At 46.0% G+C, this 21,363-nt stretch carries 13 protein-coding genes; all 13 read left to right on the top strand.

The window, feature by feature from the left end; genetic code table 11:
* Nucleotides 1-19 precede the first annotated feature (19 nt).
* The 13 genes from AC4G47_RS13465 to AC4G47_RS13405 all read left to right on the top strand — a co-directional run bounded on the left by AC4G47_RS13465 (nt 20) and on the right by AC4G47_RS13405 (nt 21,122).
* Nucleotides 20-679 carry a response regulator transcription factor gene (locus AC4G47_RS13465; protein ID WP_491106344.1) on the top strand — a complete coding sequence of 220 codons (660 nt, stop codon included), beginning with the start codon at nt 20-22 and terminating at the stop codon, nt 677-679.
* The gene (locus tag AC4G47_RS13460; protein WP_491106343.1) at nt 670-2,055 is read left to right on the top strand and encodes a sensor histidine kinase; all 1,386 of its coding nucleotides are present in this window, start codon (nt 670-672) and stop codon (nt 2,053-2,055) included. The genes AC4G47_RS13465 and AC4G47_RS13460 overlap by 10 nt, the downstream gene beginning before the upstream one ends.
* Before the next feature lie 1,055 nt (nt 2,056-3,110).
* Complete coding sequence (locus AC4G47_RS13455; protein WP_491106342.1) at nt 3,111-4,301, top strand: glycine C-acetyltransferase; 1,191 nt, start codon at nt 3,111-3,113, stop codon at nt 4,299-4,301.
* A 37-nt stretch (nt 4,302-4,338) separates the two neighbouring features.
* A complete protein-coding gene (locus AC4G47_RS13450; RefSeq protein ID WP_491106341.1) occupies nt 4,339-5,298 on the top strand; it encodes an L-threonine 3-dehydrogenase in 960 nt (319 codons plus the stop codon).
* Between the two features lie 459 nt (nt 5,299-5,757).
* Nucleotides 5,758-6,153, top strand: coding sequence for a VOC family protein (locus AC4G47_RS13445; RefSeq protein ID WP_491106340.1), 396 nt, complete (start codon nt 5,758-5,760; stop codon nt 6,151-6,153).
* A gap of 29 nt (nt 6,154-6,182) precedes the next feature.
* Complete coding sequence (locus AC4G47_RS13440) at nt 6,183-6,716, top strand: DinB family protein (protein WP_491106339.1); 534 nt, start codon at nt 6,183-6,185, stop codon at nt 6,714-6,716.
* 155 nt (nt 6,717-6,871) lie between these two features.
* Nucleotides 6,872-7,294: a VOC family protein gene (locus AC4G47_RS13435; RefSeq protein WP_430020852.1), complete on the top strand. Its 423-nt coding sequence runs from the start codon at nt 6,872-6,874 to the stop codon at nt 7,292-7,294.
* 337 nt (nt 7,295-7,631) lie between these two features.
* The gene (locus AC4G47_RS13430) at nt 7,632-8,669 is read left to right on the top strand and encodes a LacI family DNA-binding transcriptional regulator (RefSeq protein WP_491106338.1); all 1,038 of its coding nucleotides are present in this window, start codon (nt 7,632-7,634) and stop codon (nt 8,667-8,669) included.
* A gap of 165 nt (nt 8,670-8,834) precedes the next feature.
* Nucleotides 8,835-11,297 carry a hypothetical protein gene (locus AC4G47_RS13425; RefSeq protein ID WP_491106337.1) on the top strand — a complete coding sequence of 821 codons (2,463 nt, stop codon included), beginning with the start codon at nt 8,835-8,837 and terminating at the stop codon, nt 11,295-11,297.
* 169 nt (nt 11,298-11,466) lie between these two features.
* Entirely contained in the window at nt 11,467-12,858 is a 1,392-nt protein-coding gene (locus AC4G47_RS13420) for an extracellular solute-binding protein (RefSeq protein ID WP_491106336.1), read from the top strand.
* 45 nt (nt 12,859-12,903) lie between these two features.
* Nucleotides 12,904-13,881: a carbohydrate ABC transporter permease gene (locus AC4G47_RS13415; protein ID WP_186327786.1), complete on the top strand. Its 978-nt coding sequence runs from the start codon at nt 12,904-12,906 to the stop codon at nt 13,879-13,881.
* Complete coding sequence (locus AC4G47_RS13410; protein WP_145321680.1) at nt 13,881-14,762, top strand: carbohydrate ABC transporter permease; 882 nt, start codon at nt 13,881-13,883, stop codon at nt 14,760-14,762. The genes AC4G47_RS13415 and AC4G47_RS13410 overlap by 1 nt, the downstream gene beginning before the upstream one ends.
* An 18-nt stretch (nt 14,763-14,780) precedes the next feature.
* Nucleotides 14,781-21,122 carry an S-layer homology domain-containing protein gene (locus AC4G47_RS13405; protein ID WP_491106335.1) on the top strand — a complete coding sequence of 2,114 codons (6,342 nt, stop codon included), beginning with the start codon at nt 14,781-14,783 and terminating at the stop codon, nt 21,120-21,122.
* Nucleotides 21,123-21,363 lie beyond the last annotated feature (241 nt).

Below are 21,363 nucleotides of genomic sequence, written 5' to 3'. Positions count from 1 at the left end.
TATAAAGGAAGTGAGTGTCATGGCGAATATACTGGCTGTCGATGATGAGCCTGCTGTTGTCGCGTTGCTTCGAAATATATTGCAAAAGGACGGACATGTCGTGACAACCTACACAAATTCTACTGAGGTGCCGAATCTTCAATTGGGTGCTTATGACCTCATCCTGTTGGACGTGATGATGCCGGAGCTGGATGGGTTTACCCTCTGCCGCATGATTCGCAGTAAGGTAGATTGCCCCATTCTGTTCCTGACCGCCAAATCCATGGAAAATGATGTGATGGCAGGGCTTGGTGAAGGTGCGGATGACTATATCATTAAGCCGTTCGGCTCAGGAGAATTACGATCGCGAATTCATGCTCATCTTCGTCGAGAAAATCGCGAGAAACGTAATGTACTCTGTATTGGCGAGGTGAATTTCAACCTATCCGGCAAAGAAATTACGGTACGGGATACGATCATTCCTTTCACCAAAAGCGAGTATGCGATTTGTGAATTTCTGGCGTTGAACCGAGGACAAGTTTTCTCCAAGGAACAGATCTACGAAGCTGTCTTTGGCTACGACGGCGAGAGTGATGCCGCTACCATTGTGGAGCATATTAAAAATATCCGCGCCAAGCTGACACGAATAGAGGTCGCTCCAGTAGAAACCGTATGGGGGATTGGATACCGATGGAAATAAATTCCCGAATATCTGGACGCAAGCAAACCAAGCTCCGTACATTGTTTCTCCGATATTTGGCCGTTTTCTGTGCGGGCACAATAGGACTTACTCTAGTTCTGGCCTTACTTTTTGTTGGAGGCATGTATAGCGGCATGATCTTACCCGCTAATTATGCGGAGAAGCAGGCGATAGAAACTAGCTCTGCAATCGCAGCAGGCCAACAGCCTGAAAAGGACTCGTCTTATGCGCTTTACAAATATGCGAAGTATACATTAGATGGTGGGCTGCTAGAGCATAACCTGTCGGATAAGCAGGCACATTTTGCTTGGGGGCTGCTAGAGGATCAAAATTCTTCTTACACTCCCCCATATAACTATATGAAAACCATCCATCAACAAGAGGTGTATATTCTTCGGTATTCCTTAACCGCTCAGTTCAGCAATCCCTTACTTCGCAGTCTTGTGCCTAGTGCTGAGTTTTTCTTTTTTGTTGTTTTCTGCGTCGCGTTCCTCGGTGGGTCAGCCTTGCTTGCTTCCTCCTTTGGACGCAAGCTGGCGCGCAAAATGAACGGGCTACAGGAAACAACTCAACTTCTTCAGCAGCAAAATTTGGATTTTACTGTTCAATACAGCGGGATCGCTGAAATTGACCGTGTGCTTCATTCCATGGACCAGATGAAGCATGCCTTGAAGCAGTCGCTGGAGAGGCAATGGAAGCTGGAACGTAGTCGTCGGGATCAGATCTCTGCACTAGCTCACGATGTTAAGACGCCGCTGACTATTGTTCGTGGTAATGTCGAGCTTCTTACTGAAACGAGCTTAACGGAAGAGCAGAAGGAGTATACGGACTACATTACCGAGAGTGCAAGACAGATGGAAGCCTATATCAAGTCGTTAATTGAAATGACGAAAACAGAGAGCTCAACCTCGCTTCAACTCGCGACTGTTGATCTAAGGGGATTCATACGAAAAATCGAAGGACAGATGCAGGCACTGGCTGTCGTAAAGGAGCTTACTCCACATGTCATAGCTCATGATCTCCCCGATACGATGCAGGTCGATCCCGAGCTGTTGGAAAGAGCTCTAATGAACATCATCTCCAACGCCGTAGACCAAGCGCCTAGGCATAGCGAGCTCTCCTTGCTCATTGATTATACGCAAGAGCGTATACGGTTCTGCGTTCTAGATAAAGGCCCAGGATTCTCAACGGAAGCACTCAAGCTGGCGACCGAGCAGTTCTATATGGGTGATTCGGCACGCAGAGCGAAGGGACATTACGGCATGGGGCTGTACATTGCTAGCTTTATAACTTCCTTGCATGGTGGGGAGCTCCATGTTGCCAACGATCCAACGTCAGGCGGAGGAAAAGTTACCATTGAGTTGCCTCAGATGTAGCCTAAGTTTTCTAGTTGTTCAGCGGACTTGCTATCTGCAATCGAAGCTACTATTACGCAGGAAGAACCGGAAGAGCAATGGGCTGTACTCCCGATTATTTGCCGGAATTTATTGCGATTGAAGTTAATACGAAGTAATAGCTAAAGAATTTGCCTTTAGAATGATATGTCTAACCGTAATACCAGTAATGGTAAGCTTGCGAGCGATAAGTTACCGCTTCTTCAGAGTCCTTGCTAGAGGCATTACTTTGTGTGAATGCCTTTAAGAAAAAGGATAAGACATAAATCTAGCGATTATGATAAGATCTTATCAGCAAAAAGCGCCGATAGCGCGATCTCAGAAGATGTCGAGGGACAAGAACATATTCCCATTGAAGTCGCTATTATAGCGGCTTTTTTATGTTATCGAAAGGAATTGTGGCAATCTTGGTAGCTCTCGGATGGATGAGTGACAAGAGCTCCACCTATACTATTTTAGAATCAATCGGGGATGGAGCATTTTACTTTCACAATAACGGCATTACTTGTCGAGGGACAAGAACATTGTCCCATTGAAAGTCGCTATTTTAGCGGCTTTTTTATTTTATCGGTACAAGTTCTTGTCCCAAGCCAAGGACAAGAACTTGTACCGATTACCGGAATGGACAAGAACATTGTCCTTTTTCCGATTAGATGGATATCTAAGTGGTGAGGCGAGCCTAACTTCGGCAAGCGCTCCCGTACGGACTCATCTCATTGCGTTGGCCACGGAAGAATCCCGGTTGGACTGAGGGTAAATCGATTGATTTAAAGGAATAAACAAAAGAAATAATGGCTGCACAAGAAGTTACCGAGCAGCAAAAGATATAAACAAAAATTTAATAGCGATTGCTTCCGGGGATGGGGGAATAATCACTATGTATATTTGCGTATTTTTTTGATTTTTGTCCTCCATATGTGTACAAAGAATAAAAAAGATGCTACATTGAAATTAGTCTAACCCCCTTTATAACAAGGTTTTTCGAAGAATAAAATGTCTCCTGTATGAGGACAATCGTATATCGAGGAGGGAATCGAATGTCAAGTCAAGTATTGGACCAATTTTTAAGTTCGAACATCGAAGATCTAAAGAATAAAGGTCTATATAACTTCATCGATACACTGCAGGGTGCAAATGGTCCTGTTATTCGTATTGACGGAAAGTCCTTAATCAATTTGTCTTCTAATAACTATTTGGGCTTGGCAACAGATTACCGCCTGATTGATGCTTCAGTTAAGGCGGCGCAGACATACGGGGCAGGGGCAGGGGCTGTGAGAACAATTAATGGTACGATGGATCTTCATATTGAGCTTGAAGAAAAACTGGCCCGTTTCAAAAAAACGGAAGCCGTTATCGTGTATCAATCGGGATTCAACTGTAATATGGCTGCTATATCCGCGGTAATGGACCAGCATGATGCGATTTTATCCGATGAGCTGAACCACGCTTCAATTATTGATGGCTGCCGCCTGTCGAGAGCCAAAGTGATTCGCTTTAAGCATTCGGATATGAATGATTTAAGACAGCAGGCGAAAGAGGCCAAGGAATCCGGTCAGTACCATAAAATTATGGTCATCACCGACGGGGTTTTCTCCATGGATGGTGATATAGCAAAGCTGCCCGAAATCGTGAAAATAGCAGAAGAATTCGATCTGATTACTTATGTGGATGATGCCCACGGTTCGGGCGTTCTCGGAGCAGGTGCGGGAACCGTGAAACATTTTGAATTGTCCGACCGCATTGACTTTCAAATTGGTACTCTTTCCAAGGCGATCGGCGTTGTCGGCGGTTATGTGGCGGGTAAAAAACAACTGATCGAATGGTTGAAGCTGAGAAGCCGTCCGTTTCTGTTCTCGACATCGCTACCTCCGGCTGCAATCGCTTCTTGTAGCGCTTCTATCGACATTTTGATGAATGACAAAGAGTTGATCGATAAGCTGTGGGAGAATTGCAATCATTTGAAAGATGGCTTGAGCCGGCTTGGATATGATGTAGGCCAAAGTGAAACTCCGATCACACCTTGTATCATTGGCGATGAAGTAACCACCCAACAGTTCAGCAAACGGCTCTTAGAAGAAGGCGTTTATGCCAAGGCAATCCTGTTTCCTACGGTCCCGAAAGGAACTGGAAGAATACGCAACATGCCGACAGCTACCCATACCAAGGAGATGCTCGACGAGGTGATCTCTGTTTATGAGAAAGTTGGCAAGGAAATGAAGCTGATTTAGCTGCATTCGCGGGAGTATATTTCGGGAGGAATGTCTTATGAACAAGATCTTGGTGACCGGAGCACTGGGCCAAATCGGTTCTGAGTTAGTTGTTAAATTACGTGAGATTTATGGTGCGGATCACGTCGTTGCTACGGATCTCAGGTCATCAGCCCACGAAATTACCCGATCAGGACCATTCGAGCTGCTGGACGTGACGAATGATAAGGCAATGTTCGAAATCGCCAAGCGGTACGAAGTGGATACCATCATCCATTTGGCTGCGCTGCTGTCGGCTACTGCAGAGGAGAAACCCCTGCTTGCCTGGAATTTGAATATGGGCGGATTAATGAATGCACTTGAAATATCCAGAGAGCTCGGTTGCCAATTGTTCACTCCAAGCTCCATTGGATCTTTTGGCCCTACGACTCCGAAATACAATACCCCGCAGGATACGATTCAGAGGCCCAATACGATGTACGGCGTGAACAAAGTGTCCGGCGAACTGCTTTGTGATTATTATTTTCACAAGTACGGCCTGGATACTAGGGGGTTGCGATTCCCAGGTTTGATATCTTATATGACGCCTCCCGGCGGAGGAACGACGGATTACGCGGTGGAAATTTATTACGCAGCCGTGACGGCTGGCCGGTATACATCTTATATCGCCAAAGACTCAAATATGGACATGATGTATATGCCGGATGCCCTGAACGCTATCATCGATTTAATGGAAGCGGATTCTTCCCGGTTGATGCACCGAAACTCATTTAATGTCACCGCAATGAGCGTGGATCCGGAGGCGATTGCTGCAGCAATTCGGGAGGAGTTTCCCGGCTTTATCCTAGATTATGACGTTGATCCGAAGAGACAGGCGATAGCCGATAGCTGGCCGCATTCCATTGATGCAACGGCAGCGAAAACAGAATGGGGATTTCATGCCCGCTACGACTTAAAGGCCATGACGAAGGATATGCTTTCACAGCTAAGCGAGAGACAAATGCTTCGCAAAGCTTAAAGTTATTATAAATTCACTGTGCAAAGCGAGTAGAAATACAAAAGAATCTGCACTAAGAGGAGGTTTGGCGTTACCCGGATAAAATGAAGGGAAGAACAACGTCAATCGTCAATGGGGTACAAGAACATTGTTCCAATCAAAGTCGCTATTTTAGCGGCTTTTTTATTTTATCGGTACAAGTTCTTATCCCAAGCCAAGGACAAGAACTTGTACCGATTGCCGAAATGGACAAGAATATGATCCGATTACCGATTAGGCATATAAATAAACGGTTCTTTTCCTCGTTAATTCATTAAGCTAACGGGCAGGTTAGTTGAATAAGAACGTCGAATCACATATTTCATACAGAAAATTCCAACCAAGCGAAATTGAGTTACTGGATGTAGAGTAGAAGGAACGAACAAGCAAACGACCGGAATGATTCGAGAGTTTACTAAAAAATGATAGGATCGGATGTAGGTGGGGATAGCTGGCTGGGCGAATAAAATTTCCGAAATCACATTACTTGTAGGAGATCTGCAGCGGTCGAAGACGTTTTACCAAGAGTCGTTTCAACTATTAATCCAATACGAAGACGAAAACTGTGCAGTATTTGATTACGGAAATACATGCATAAACCTCTTAAATCAATCAAATGCCCGAGAATTGATTGATCCAGCTCAGTTTGGTCGTGTCGAGGATGGTGCAAGGTTCCTGTTTACAATCCAAGTCCCCGACGTTGACCGGGTATGCAACGAGTTGGAAATGCGGGGCGTTACATTGTTAAATGGGCCGATAACGCGTCCTTGGGGGCGGCGGACTGCTTGTTTTGCCGATCCTGACGGGCATATTTGGGAGATTGCGCAGGTGCTTTAACGACTATGATGTGATGGGGTGAAAACCGTATGTTAAAAAATGATTCCCTGACTATTATCGAGCAATATAAGCGAAGTCTGGCTGGATATACGATAGACCAGTTGCGGTATAAATCCCAGGAAGACGTTTGGTCGATTGGACAAATGTATATTCACGTGATCGATGTGGCAGAAGAGTACATCGATCATATTCAAACTTGTACGATGGCGACACAAGAAAAACATGGAGGCAAGACTGAAGACGGAACGAAGGCGTTTATCGAAAAAGTGTGGCCCGATGTCCGTGTGAAACTTGAGGAACCAGTCAACAGGACCCGTAACCCCAATAGTAAGGAAGAGATCATAGCCGGTCTGGAGCAGGTGTTAAAAAAAATGAGATACTGGGAGGAACACGTTCGCGGAACGAATCAGGCTTGCAAGGTGCGTCATGGCTGGTTTGGCTGGCTTAACGAGCGTGAATGGTTTGAGATGATTGGCATGCACAGCAGGCATCATTTGCGCCAAAAGGCAAGACTGGACGAGAAGCTTGTGGAGGCAGGCTTTTGTAATAATTCACTAAATTAACGGGAAACGATAGCTCAATAATGCAAAGAAGCAGCTGATCAATGTGGTCGGTTGCTTTTGTTCAACTAACAGGCAGATAGTATATATAGCTTCTTTATTATAAAATAATAATGATGAAGCTATATATACTACTCGAAATGGAGGACGACTAGGAAATGATTCAGTCCATTGTACATATCGCTTTGGTTGTTAAAGATTATGATGAAGCGATAGCATTCTATACAAAAGTGTTGAATTTTACATTAGTTGAAGATGTTTATCAACCAGAGCAAGATAAAAGGTGGGTAGTGGTCTCACCTCCTGGTTCGGTCGGTACTACCATCTTACTTGCAAGAGCTTCAAAACCTGAACAAGAGCCGTTTATTGGCAATCAAACTGGTGGTCGAGTATTCCTATTTTTAAACACCGACGACTTCTGGAGAGATTATAATGAAATGGTCTCAAGGGGGGTGGAATTTGTTAGAGAACCCAAAGAACAATCTTACGGAATAGTTGCTGTATTTAAAGATTTATACGGAAATTTGTGGGACTTACTAGAAATGAATGAAGATCATCCAATTTCCAAACGAGTTAGGTGATTTATAGTGAGTTAACCGCGAGATTAAACTAACGGGAAACATTAGTTTAAACACAGCAGAGCGGCCGACGGTAGGCTGTTTTTTATTATGCTAAATGCGCCTTTTTGTTCGATAGAATATTGAACTTTAAGGTTATTTGACGTCTAAAATAAAGATATCTGCTTTTAGTCTTGGGATAGCCAAGGCTAGTATATCAGTACAAAATATTGTGGGAATAAAATCCAAAATAACGATTGCTAAATTAGTGATTGTAAGGTAATATTCAATCATCAAAAGAAAATCTAAACGTTTAAACAGCTAATGAACGATGGTTCGTATGCTTAGACAGGAGAGACCTATGAGAAAAACTAGCATAAAGGACATCGCACTTAGGGCTAATGTTTCTATTGCTACAGTCTCCTATGTACTTAACGACACTCGTAATGTCCGTCCCGAAACGCGCAAAAGGGTCTTGGAGGCCATCGACGCATTGAATTACAAACCGAACGAGATTGCTAAAAGCCTTAAACGCAACCGTACCAATACAATTGGTGTTATTACGGAGGATGTGACTGTATTTAACGCTCCGGATATTATCGATGGCATCAACGATTTTGGAGACCGTCACGACCTGCATATACTGCTCGTCAACCTTAGGCTTGATAAGCGTATCGGCCGCAATTTTCAAGACGTCGATGCGTATCGCAAGTATGCAACGAATGCCGTGTCCGAGCTACTTGGTAAACAGGTAGACGGCATCATCTACATTGGAGTTCACACTCGCGATCTGACAGGTCTGATCAATGTTGAAGACAAACCGATTATATATACTTACGGTTACACACAAGACGCTATTTCAATTCAGTATAATGATGAACAGGCATCCTATGAAGCGATGTCGTACTTGGTACGAAAGGGACACAGTCGCATCGCAATTATTAGCGGTTTGATGGATTCGATTCCTTCAAGACGCCGATTAAATGGTTATTATAAAGCAGTTACGGAGTTTGAACTGCCGTTTGACCCTAACTTGATTAAGATAGGAGACTGGGAACGAGATTCAGGCTATAGGATCGCCAACGAGCTACTCGACATGCACAATCCGCCGACTGCGATCCTGTCGATGAACGATGTTATGGGCGTTGGGGTTCTTCAGGCTGCAAAGGAGAAGGGGATTAGCGTCCCTGGAGATATTTCGGTGGTTGGTTTTGACGATAGGGAATTTAGCGATTATCTCAGCCCACGCCTGACAACAATGAGCCTACCGCTTCATGAGATGGGGTATTTGGCGATTGAAACGCTATATCGTTTGATCAATGGTGAAGACGTTCAAGACCTCACCATGCCGGAGTGCCGCCTGATCGAACGTGATTCAGTTCGGATGTTAGAACCTTAAAAGCTTGGAAAGAAGCGGGTGAGTTTCATGGCAAAGGGTCAAGCCCGGTTAGGCTCCGCTACTCTTCTTTGGAAAGAGGTTGCATCATATCAGGAATATAATGTTCCTTACCCAATATAATTTAAACGTTTAACCGAATTGCCGATACATGAAGGGGTGATTTGAATGGCGATTCTTAGTAATGATAAATTTAAAATCAAAATTGGAGAACGTGGAACCGTCCAGTCATTGGTGATGAAAGATGATCCCCATAAGATGAATTGGGTAGTGGATCCTTTCTATTTACAAGAGGTCGGATTTCAAGATGATGAGGATAAGCTTTTTGGAGAATGGAGCCTGAAGTTGAATGGAAGGTATGTACAAAGTTCAATGTTTGAGCCAAATATAACGAAACACAACACACATCATGTTACCGTAGAGTTCAAAGACTTACAGTTCAAAATCTTGTTTTCATATTTGCTCGCAGGAGATCAATTACGCTGGGGTATCGAATTGACGAATGAATCGGATGAGAGCCTTGAAATTCAAGGGTTACATGTTTGGTTTTCTCTCGCCTACATTATGTTTCGAACGCAAGATGTTTACCGTAACATGAATGAATCCTGTGCCGTATTTACGCACCTCGGTGGGAACTTTGCCAAATTTGCTGCTGTACGGCGAAGCAACGAAGGACCTCATTTGGGAATCTACACGCTCAGAGGAACTACGTCAACCATGGGTTCCCTTTGCCGGTATTGTAACCGCTTTCTAGAGCAGGTTTCTCCCTCTTTGGACGGCTTGTTATACCACAGGCTCTCTTTGGTAGAGGATGGAACTTCATTGAAAGATTCGGTATCTACCGATTGGATATATGATGGCGCTTACATTCCTTTAACGTTAAAGCCTGGGCAAACCGAAAACTGGCAGTATGCCTTTGTGTCATTCCAGAACCTGGCGGATTTCTATCACCAAGGAAAGGCCCTCGGACATCCTCGCTGGAGCTATATACCCGTGGTGCCTAAAGGAGGACAATTCGAGGCCTCATTGATTCTTCCTAAAGAGCTGGAATTGGGGTCGTTAAGACTGTACAGTGTGTCTGGAACCACGAATGACATCGTGGAACAGGATATCACGACACTCGTGATTCCTTCAGGAAACTCACTGTCCACAGATATGGATTCTGACCAAATTAGCAATCACAGCGTTGATCAGGAGTACATAGTCAGCTTGCCTGCTGACGTACCGGGAGAACGCAAACTGGAATTGATACTCAAGGATGGACGTCGTGACATGCTGGTTTGGAATGTACTTGAACCCGTTCATACATTGCTCGAAAAGCGGGCAGAATGGCTTGCGGTTAACAGCTATGATGGTGGGGAGTCAGCTGTTCGGCCCCATGCGTTCCGTCCGTTGTCTAACCAAGGCGAGGCGCTGGGCAAATTGGCATTCATACTGATGAACAATTTGATGTCTTCACCTGTCCCCGCGCAGATTACGAAGGCGGAAGCAGCTGCAGTGCTGGATATGAAGAAGCACTGGTTCATAGACGGTGATTTGTCCCGGCCGCAACCGTTGTACGGTAACTTTTATCGCATGTACGATTTTGATTATATCGCGCACGTTTTTTATCTATTATCTCGGATGGATGAAAGGCTTCTTCATCTGCATTCTCCTTTCGAGTATTTGAAATGGGCGGCGGAAGTCATGTGTTTGCGACTTGATCCGGATTGTCATTTCGGCCAGCGAGAAAAGGACGAATCGCGTTTAAATGGAGTGTTCATTCTGTATATACGAGAACTGCTGCATGAGTTGAACAGCAAGGGATATGCTGAATTACACGACCGATTACGACAACTCTGGGATCGCTTTGGTCGGGAAATGGAAATTGCTGTTCGCCACTATAGCGGAGCTGTCACAGAGCACTTTTACGATAATGCCGGATTTGGTCCAACGTGCACAGCGTTGTGTTTCCTTGGACTTACCGACGAAGCTTCACAATATGGTCAGCTTATTTTGGCTAATATCGGGTTCAGCAACGATTATAGGCTGCAGAATCCGGATCGATGGTGGGAAGCACTGTCTCCTATGATTCATTCCTTGTGGGGCGGACTTGCAGCATCATCGGCATTGGTTGCTTATGAACATCTCGATGATCCTGAATATCTGGAAGCAGCTTATCGCTCTACGATGGCAATTTTTCATTGCTATGACTGGAATGTAAGATCCACCCCGCGAAGGCTGGAGCAAGGTGAAGCCGCATCGACGTATAGTGTGGCTGCACCCAATTTGAACATGCCGGAGTTGTCGCGTAATCGTTTCGGACAATCGGTGTTCGTGGGAGCAGACGATCCGCTGTTTGCCGCTTTGTTCTCCGATGTATCGGGGGATGATTGGGATATGGGTGAAGAATTGGTGGCTTATTTGCTGGGCTTTGGAACTACAACCTATCTCTATCGAGATGGAGAAGGCATATTAAGGTGTGTCAACGGATTCGTGACTGAAGAACATGCCGGGTGGACCGTGAATAGTTACGCGGCGTATCCATCCAGATACGTATTCCGTGAGGAACAGTTAGAGTTCCGAGCGCCTAAAGGAACATTGCAAAAGAGCATTCGCCTGGAGAATGGAAAGTTCTCTGTATACCCATGACCGTCCTTTCAACTTGCCATTGCCCATTCGGTCTTAAACGGGAAGTACAGACTTGGCAACGATCAGCACCATGTAATCATCCGGATATGAAAAAGGACTACGTTTTTAAGTTAAACGATTAAATTCGTTGGCTTGAAATAAATAGCATTCGAAAAGGGAGGAAACAAACATGAGGTTTGGTAAGCGCAAGTTGGTACTATCTCTCGCATTAACCTTGGCTTTCTCCACGCTAGCAGGTTGTTCCGGGAATTCGGACACTTCCGGCAATGCCAAAAATGCAGGGGCGGGCAACGGGGATACGTCGGCTGGGGGCGTCACCCTTGAGTTGCTGTATTGGGGGGATGATGTACAGAAGCAACTGGTGGAATCCGCTGCAGAAAAATATACGGCGGACACCGGGGTGAAAATCAATGCGCAGGTGTTGCCCGCAGACGGCACATTCGACACCTTCATCCAGACGAGACTTCAATCCGGAGAACTGCCGGACATCAGTTACATGGGGGAAGCTGACATTCAAAAATATAATGAGATGGGCATTTTAGAGGACATTTCCGATCTACTTGCGGATGGAAGCATTCCAGAGAAACTTCCTGCAATCACCATCCATACTCCAGAACAGAAAGTAATCGGTGTAGGTTTGTCCAATCAAATGGAACTGCTTTTCTATAGTAAATCGAAATTTGATGAGGCAGGCGTTCCATATCCACCTACCAAGGTTGAAGAAGCCTGGGATTGGGATACCTTTGTTGCCAATGCCAAGAAGCTAACCAAGGACTCAAGTGGTAAGACGGCCGCCGATGCTGGGTTCGATGCTGCATTGACCGAAAACTATGGTCTTGGTTTTACAGCAGGTCGTGAATTTCACCATTTTTGGGCAGCGAGCGCGAATGGAGGTGGCATTGTATCCCCGGATGGAAAAGAGTTTCAATGGGATTCACCCAAAACGACAGAAGGTATTCAAAAACTGGTTGATCTTGTGAACAAAGACAAAGTTGCTTCTGCCTTTAGCTATACCTGGAGTTCTGGGATTGGCTCGGCTGTGGATGCATTAAGCGGGGGGTACGCTATGGCAATCAGCGGATCCTGGGATTTAGCGAATATCAAAGGCAATGAGGATATTGGTGTAGGTGTACTCCCTAAAATGGAGAAAGCAGTAACCATGAATGCTGGAGCTCCTCTAGTTGTGTACAATACTTCCAAACATATCGAAGAGGCCAAGAAATTCTACGCCTACATGGTCAACCCGGAAAACAGCCTAGACTTGCTGAAAAGCGGAGCATGGCTGCCCAATCAGGCAGACTGGTATACGGACCCAGCTTTAATCGATCAATGGACGGCAGATCTGCCAGCAAGCGCGAAGGAAACAATCCTTAGCTATGCCACGACTAAGGATGCCATTGTCCAATGGCCTGCGTATTATGTTCCGGCTTACTTGAAAATGAACACAGAATACGAAAAGTCGATCGACCAGGCATTATCGGGACAGAAAAGCGTCAAGGAAATCTATGATGCAATTATGCCGGTAATTAAGTCGCTGTGGGAAAGTGGGAAGGTTTCCTAGCAATAGGAACTCTGAAGTTTGAATTTGAAAAGAGAGGCTATGCTTATGAATCCAGAACGCAAAATTGATTCGGAATCCACCCCAATCCGAAGATTTGCTAAAGGTGCTACCAAAGAGGCCATTGCCGGATATCTATTCGCTGCTCCCGCCATTATTGGATTTTTGGTGCTGACGATGTATCCGATGCTCGCCAGTTTATATTACAGTTTTCATAAAATTACGATTATTAGTGGTAGTCAGGTCATGGAATGGATTGGGCTCGATAATTTCAAGTACATTTTCAGCAATCCCAGCTCTGAATTCAAAAAGTCAATTACGGTTACGCTGGTTTACGCATTTGTTAACGTTGCGCTCGTTATCGTGTTCTGCCTGATCGTTTCCTTGCTGCTGAACCGCAAATTTATCGGAAGAAATTTGCTAAGAGCCATCTTTTTTCTGCCATCCGTCGTACCGATGCTAGCGACAACGATCGTGTGGCAGATGCTATTGCAAAATCAGGCCAAAGGGGGACTCATCAACTGGGTTCTACTGCAGATGGGCATTGCACCTTGGGATTTTCTCAATGATCCACTACGGATTTTCTACACCTTGTTTATCATGAGCCTGTGGACATGTGGCGGGACAATTGTTGTATTTATCGCCACGTTGCAGGACGTCCCGGGTGAACTGCTGGAAGCCGTAGAGATGGACGGAGGAAACGCCTGGCACAAGTTTATTAAGGTAACTTACCCTACAATTAAACCCGTACTCTTTTTTCAGCTCATCATGTGTATGATGACGTCAATCCAGATCTACACCCAGAGCGTGGTGTTATCAAGAAATGGTGCGCCTGATCGAATGACATACTTTATCAACGTCATGATCTACGACCATTCCTTTGTTCAAGTGGGCATGCGTGGTTTGGCCTCAGCCGAAGCCTGGATCGTTTTTCTGATCACTTTGGTGATTACGGGCGTGTTGTTTTACTTTCAAGGCGCACTGAAACGTGATGATTCCATGGGCAAACGAAAGTGGGTGAGATAATGGAGACGGTACCTGCACCGATGAAATATACAAGCATCAAGCAGGCAAAGAACCGAAGAAAAGCGATTCATTTCGGATTAATTTTGTTATCTCTCCTGCTTGCATTAATGTTTGCTTTTCCGTTGTACTGGCTATTACGCGGCGCAATGGTTAGTCATTCGGAAATATTGGCCAGGCCGCCTGTATTTTTTCCGAAGGAGCTTGGGTTCGAGAATTTCAGGCTTGGGTTGGAACGGATTCAGTTCTGGCGTCAGCTATGGAATTCGGTCTCCATCGTCGTTCCTTATGTCATTGGTACCGTGATAACGACCAGCTTTGCGGCATACGCGTTTGCCAAATTACGTTTCCCTATGCGCGGCGCCTGGTTTGTACTTGTCATCAGCAGTATGATGCTGCCTAGTGCGGTTACATTACTGCCGCAGTTTTCGTTATATACATCGCTTGGGCTTGCAGGCAAACCTGCGCTAATTATTCCAGCCTTTTTTTGCGCAGGCGGTAATGCATACTTCGTGTTTCTGCTAAGACAATTTTTCATGACCATCCCTGCTGAACTAAGCGAGGCGGCCAAAATCGACGGCGCGGGGTATTTCCGCATTTACTATCGGATCATGCTGCCTCTCATTCGCCCTGCTATGATCGTTGTTGCACTATTCAGTTTTATCAACTGTTGGAACGAATTTTTCTATACGATGATTTATCTGAAAACAGAGGCCGATTATACCTTGCCTATGGGCTTGTACATGGTGAACGGAATGCGTATTCCGAACTATGAGCAGGTCATGGCGCTTGCACTGATCGTAACACTTCCCTGCCTGGTGTTTTTCCTGATCGGCAACAAATACTTTGTAGAAGGCATTACGTTGACGGGAATTAAAGGTTAATAAGGAGGAGACGAAGCAATGGCGAAAAAGAAGAGGAAATGGGCAACGAAAATGTGGGTGGCCGCTTTGGCCACCGTCGTAACCTTGAATACAGGCATCGTACCAGTATCGGCGAACTATACGACAGATTTTGTGCATGAAGGTGTGGGTACAGACTACGGCGAAGCAACATGGAAAAATAATCAGATCGTAAGACAGCCCGTGGATTTCAGTCAGGAAACTGTTGGCCAAATGATGAAAACCATTGAAGATTTTGATTTTGACCAATTCGCTGCAGATCATGGAGACTTACCATGGCTCGATAAATTGCTGGTAAACGAGGGTGTCATCCCAGACGACAATAACGATGATGGCAGTGCCAACACGCTGTTCAGCCGAGGGAGCGCTTTATACATGAAAACGCAGGATAACCGGCAACTCGGTTTTGTCGGGACGGTACATTATGCGGATACCCTTAACAAGGATACGATGTATAACATTACCCTGTCTACGGGAGCCGTTGTGGAAGACAAGGGTGCTCGTAAAAATTATCCGAGCCATGCTGACCAGACCTACAAAAGCGGCGGATTGGATATCAGCCAGCGTAAATTCATTTCCTCCTCTAACAGTGCCGTTACTTTACTGAAGTTGACCAATAACGGTAATTCGCCAATTACGTTAACGATGACTGTCAAATCTCCATTTGTAACTGAAGCCGAGGGAGATGAATTGATCGGCAAACGGGTGGCTGCCCCAATCATGGTTGGACGCGCCGGAGAAAAATACGTGGAAGCGTTGTCGTATGTTGACGTGCATCTAAGTGGGGATGGCATGATGCCTGCTGGCAATGATTTGGTCAAAGAGATTACGATTCCTGCAGGTACATCGGTGGATGAAAAAGTGGTCATGGGATGGTTGGCGGAAGAAATACCAGCCTCGAAAACGCAGTATGCTGCTTTTAAAGCAAGTAATAATGAAAAGGCTTTCAGTGATCAGGTGAAGGAGTATAACGAATGGTGGGCGCAGAATATCCCCTACATCGATATTCCGGACGAAAACGTGAAGAAGGTATTGTATTACCGTTGGTGGTCCAACCGCTTCAACTTGCTGGAAGCCAACATTCCCGGCAACGACTGGCAATTCCCGATGAACATGGAAGGTGTGCTCGGTTATAACAACGGCATTACGGTCAGTGTTCCGTGGGTGTTGCAGGACTTGAAGTGGCTACGTGATCCATCTTATGCATACGGTACTTGGCTAGCCCAAGGCGAATATTCCGAAAACGCCAATTACAAAAACAACCCGGGACGACCCAATATCTGGACGTGGGACATGATGCAAAACACATCGCAAGTTGGTTGGGAAGCTTACAAAATTTATGGTGGCGGAGAAAAGGTGTTGAAAAAATTCGCTGATTTCTCGGCAAACGATGTGACAGGTACATTGAATCATTTCCGGGGAACCAATCCTGATTTGGTCTATTACAATCACGGGCCGATTACCGGCAATGATGGAGACACAGTATCCATGCACTGGAAAGGAAACGGAAACTATGCGCGTTTGGACGGTTCTTCTACAGCGTATGCAAACGCGGTAGCCACGCAACAAATGTACGAACAACTCGGGGATGACGCAAACGCTAAACGCATGGAAGAGGTTGCCGAGCGCATTCGGAACGCGATCCTGAACAACATGTGGTACGACGAAGCGGACTTTGACGCTGACGGCGAGGCTGATACCAACGGGGAAGGCAGCTTTTTGCACAAAAAAGTTATCAACCAACAAGACGTATTCAATCCATGGCGTGACAACAATATGTTTGTGTTTAACTTTGGTGTGGTGCCGAAAGAAGGGGAGCCAGGGTACGAATCCAAGTACTTGACCCAATTGTCTGATTACGGCGATCCGAACTATTATCCGATTTTCCCATTCTTCACGGCAGATCAGCACAGTATCATGAAACGTGTGGAAGCATTCCAGAACGGAGAGACCAGCGCGTTCGGAACCGACCAGTTCGCTTGGTGCAACTTTGGAAATTATATCAATACCATTCGCGCTTCTTTACGCCACTACCCAGTGGAGAATATCAACAGTGACACCTACAAAACGTTGTTTGACTGGGGCGCTTGGCTACACACAGTTGAACCGGGTAATACCGACCATCTAGATTCCAATGAATTCTTCTGGCTGGAGGATTATTTCTTTGGTACGCCTTGGACGCCGCAAAACCCGCCGAATCCAAGTGGCAAGATGGTGCGGGCTTGGATTCACCACGATACGCTCGGGATGATGAATTATTCCGTAATGGAGGATATGGCAGGCCTTCAACCACGAGCGGACGATAAAATCGAGCTTTGGCCTCTTGATATCAAATACGACCATTTTGCTGTGGACAATGTGCGTTATCACGATGCCAATCTGTCCATTGTGTGGCAGGACCCGGCCAAGTATAACGATAGCGATCCATACTACAAGGATATCCCTGTCGGATACTCGTTGTTCATTAATGGCGAACGTGTCATGACTACCGATGAAATGTCGCATATCATTTTTGATACAGCAACGGGCAAAGTAGAAAAACCGGACGGTGACGTGCCAGGTGCCGTCGGAGACAACACAAACACCAACGTCATTTATGAAATTGGTAGCGCTGTTGATCTGGCTTCGGCAGACGATACTTCACTGGTAGGCAATGAAAAAGCAGTAGACATGTTCAATAAAGCTGGAGTTGATGTGGAGCATAGCGGCGTAAACCTGGCGACGGCATCTGGAACTACGGTTGAGTCTAGTTATATTCATAGCAACTCCAATGTGAACAGACTGGCAGACGGGTCTACGATTGCCTCCATTAACCATACCTCGAATACTGCGTTATTCGGCGGCTCGCCGAACCCTTCCGATTCGGTTACGTTTCAATTTGACGGAGCCCAAGAGGTGGATAACGTGAAAGTGTACTTCTATAATGATCGGCGGCCAAACGGCTATGCAGCCCCGCAAACGTTTGGTGTGGAATACTTGGATGCGGACGGCACCACATGGAAGCCTGTGGAAGGGCAATTCCGTTATCCAGATTATGTGGCTGCAAATTACAACAATGTTGAATTTAATGCGGTGAACACGGCGGCCATCCGAGTCCATTTTACGCATGCATCGGGCTACTCGACAGCAATTAAGGAAATTCAAATCTATAATAACGACCTAAACGTTACGCCTTCGGAAAATCTTGCACCAAAAGTGCAACTAGACCTGCCGGTGAACGTGGAGCAAGGTGCCCCATTGAAGTTGGCGCCCGTAATTACGGATGATGGTCTGCCAATCGGGCGTTTGACGTATGCATGGAATCTAGTATCAGGTGATGCTGGTGCAGTGCAGGCAGAGGCACTGGATCAGGCCACACTAAATGTGACATTCCGCGCGGTGGGCGAATACGTCTACGAGTTGAGCGTCAGTGACGGGGATGCAATCACGAAGGTAGAAGTACCCATCACGGTATACGTAGCGACGGCCGAATTGTCTAATGTCATTGCCAAGTTTGCAGACCGGGTATCGCCGCAGGGCAAACTTGTCCGTAATGCGGATGACTTCACGCCGGAGTCGTGGCAGGCTTTGCAGGCAGCGCTGACTGAGGCCAAGGAACTGCTTGCGAGAGATGATTATAAGCTTGATGAAGTGCAGTCCATGACGAATCGAGTGCGCCTTGCTGAAGAGAGTCTCCGTTATCGCAATGCTGCCCTTTTGGCTACGCCAAGCGCTTCTTATAGATCGGCATGGGAATCTTTGAACTCGGTGAATGACGGGTATATTCCTTTAGTTCCTGGGAGCATCGGTAACCCAGAGATCGAAACTCAATATGGAAACTGGGGATCGCCCAACCAGAATCATTGGGTGGAATATACATGGAAAAACCCTGTGACCTTGTCTGGTAGTTCGATGTACTTTTATGATGATGGAGGCGGCGTTCAGGTTCCGGCTGATTACAACTTCGAGTATTGGGATCAGGAGACGGGCGAGTATGTGGCGGTTAGCGGACTTAGTGATAAGAAAATGGAAAAGGGCAAATTCAACCAAGTCACCTTTAATGAAGTCACGACCGACAAATTACGTTTAACGATGAAAAACCAAAGCAGTTCGGTGTACACCGGTTTAAAAGAATGGCGGGCCATCTCTGCCAAACCTGAAGGGGAAGAACCACCTCAAACAGAGCATGGTGCGATAACGGCCATTGAGCCAGCATCGGTCAATACGACCATTAACGTCATGCCTGAGCTACCTTCACAAGTCACCGTGACCTATGAAGACAATACGAAAGGGCTAGCTAATGTAGTGTGGGATGAAATTCCGGAAAATAAGCTATCCATCGCGACCGATTTTGTTGTGCTTGGCAGTGTGGAAGGAACCGACCTGAGAGCAAGCCTACGTATTTATGTCAAATACGATAAGTCCCGCCTAAAAGCGGCAATTGCTGCTGCTTCGGATCCTTCCGTGAACGAAGAGAACTATATTGGCACACCGGAACAATGGCAAACGTTGCAAGCAGCTTTGCAGTTAGCTAGTGACGTGTATAATAATGACGCTTCGACCGAAGGAGATATCGATTCAGCGTACAAAGCGTTGCTGGAAGCTTTTGAAGCCCTAGAGCCGGTAGAGGAACACAATGTAACTATTATCGGTATCAACATTCCAGGCGGTTCTGTGGATCAGTTGGCGAAGGAAATCGTTGTTCCTGAAACGACGACGCTGGAAGAACTTAATGCGGGGTTGAAAGTCCCTGCAAGTGTGACATTTGCGGTGTACGAATCTGATGGGCTGACATCGGCAATTGATTTGAAGACTGGATACAAAGTGACGGTAACAGGTTCAGATCAAATCACGACGAAGACGTACACCGTCCTGATGGTTACAGAAAATCCGCCAGTGGATACAGTGGCGCTCGAAGCGAAGCTGAATGAAGCAAAGGCGTTGAAGCAAGAACGGTACACGGCGGCAAGTTGGCAGAACTTTGCGGAAAAGATGTCTTCTGCTGAACAATTGTTGACGAGCGGTTCCGCTTCACAGGCTGACATTGATGCTGCGGTTCTCGCGCTGGATTCTGCAATTGCGGGATTAAAACTGTTACCTACACCTACACCGACTCCAAGCCCATCGCCATCAGCTCCAACACCAGTTCCAGCACCAGCTCCTACGCCTTCGGATCCGAAAGAGCTTACGCCAGTTAGCGTGAGCCAAGGCAGAATCGAAGTAAAAGCAGTTGCTAGCGGAAAAGATGGTAAGGCCAAGGCTCAGCTTACAGACAGCCATATTAATGCAGCGCTGGAAGATATGAAGGACGGGAAGTTAACTATTGTCATCCAAAAGGACATGGAAACACAACAAGTCGAAGCCGTGCTTCCATGGAATACGCTTAGTACTACGAAGTCTTTGACCAGTGTAAGAATTGAAATGGGATCAGCCGTTTTGACGATACCTCATCAATTCCTGACTACGTTTAAGGACATCAGTAATCTAGGAGTGGCCTTTGAAGCCGTGGAACCAAGCGAGCTGCCAAAACATGCTGGAAAACTTCGTGAAGCTGAGGTGGTCAGCAACATCACGGTAACTGCGGATGGAAATAGTATTTCTTCTAAAGAACTGCATGGAAAAGGACTTAGGCTATCCATGCTTTATCAGTTGAACTCAGGGATGAAAGGGCATCAGGTGTTTGCATTTACGCTGAACGATGCCGGAGTGGCCCGAACTATTGTCGACGGTAAATATGATGCATCCACAAAAATGTTTGAGTTTAACATGCATCAGAACGGCATGTTCGGAGTACTTGGCGCAAACGTTACCTTCAAGGACTTGCTCAATGTGAATTGGGCTGTGGAAGGCATTGAAGCACTGGCAGCAAGGGGAGCTATTGAGGGAACGGGAGCTGGAGATTTTAATCCGGCATCTCAAGTAACCCGGGCAGAATTCCTCAAAATGTTGATGAACACATTCGATCTGTTGGATGAAACAGCAACACCCGCATTTAGCGATATCAAAGAAGGCACATGGTACAGCACTCCAATCGCAAGTGCGCATAAGCTGGGCATTGTCAAAGGCAAAGCAGATGGCACTTTTGGTCCCAATGAACCAATAACCCGCGAGGAAATGGCCGTAATGATTTATCGTCTAGCAGGTAATTTAAATGTTACATTACCAACCGAAGGGGAAGATGATTCTGCGAAGTTTGTTGATTTGAAGAATCTTTCTTCGGAATCCTCAGCAGCAGTAGAGGCTGTTCGCATGGGTGGTTTAATCACAGGCATGCCGGATGGCCGCTTTATCCCTAATGGCCAGACCACACGTGCGCAAGCGGTGGCGGTCATTTACCGATTGCTGACAAACCTGGAAAAGTAGACTGCACAACTCTAGAATCTACTTGTTACAAAAATAATGGTTGCCCAACATAATTATTGAGGGGCAACCATTATTTATATTATACTGACCAGTTTGCATCCGAATTGCCGATTCCAATCATGGTTATAAGCTGCTGGCCGTGTATCTTGTTGAGGAGAAAAGCCTGAATAAGAACAATTGTAGCAAGGAAGGCGCTCGTGCAAGGTTGTAATCATATAAATTTCAGTTGGAAATGATGATT

The sequence above is a fragment of the Paenibacillus sp. Negev47 genome, assembly GCF_058313655.1.
The sequence above is the reverse complement of the archived record's forward strand: the minus strand, read 5'-3'. Positions and strand labels throughout refer to the sequence as shown.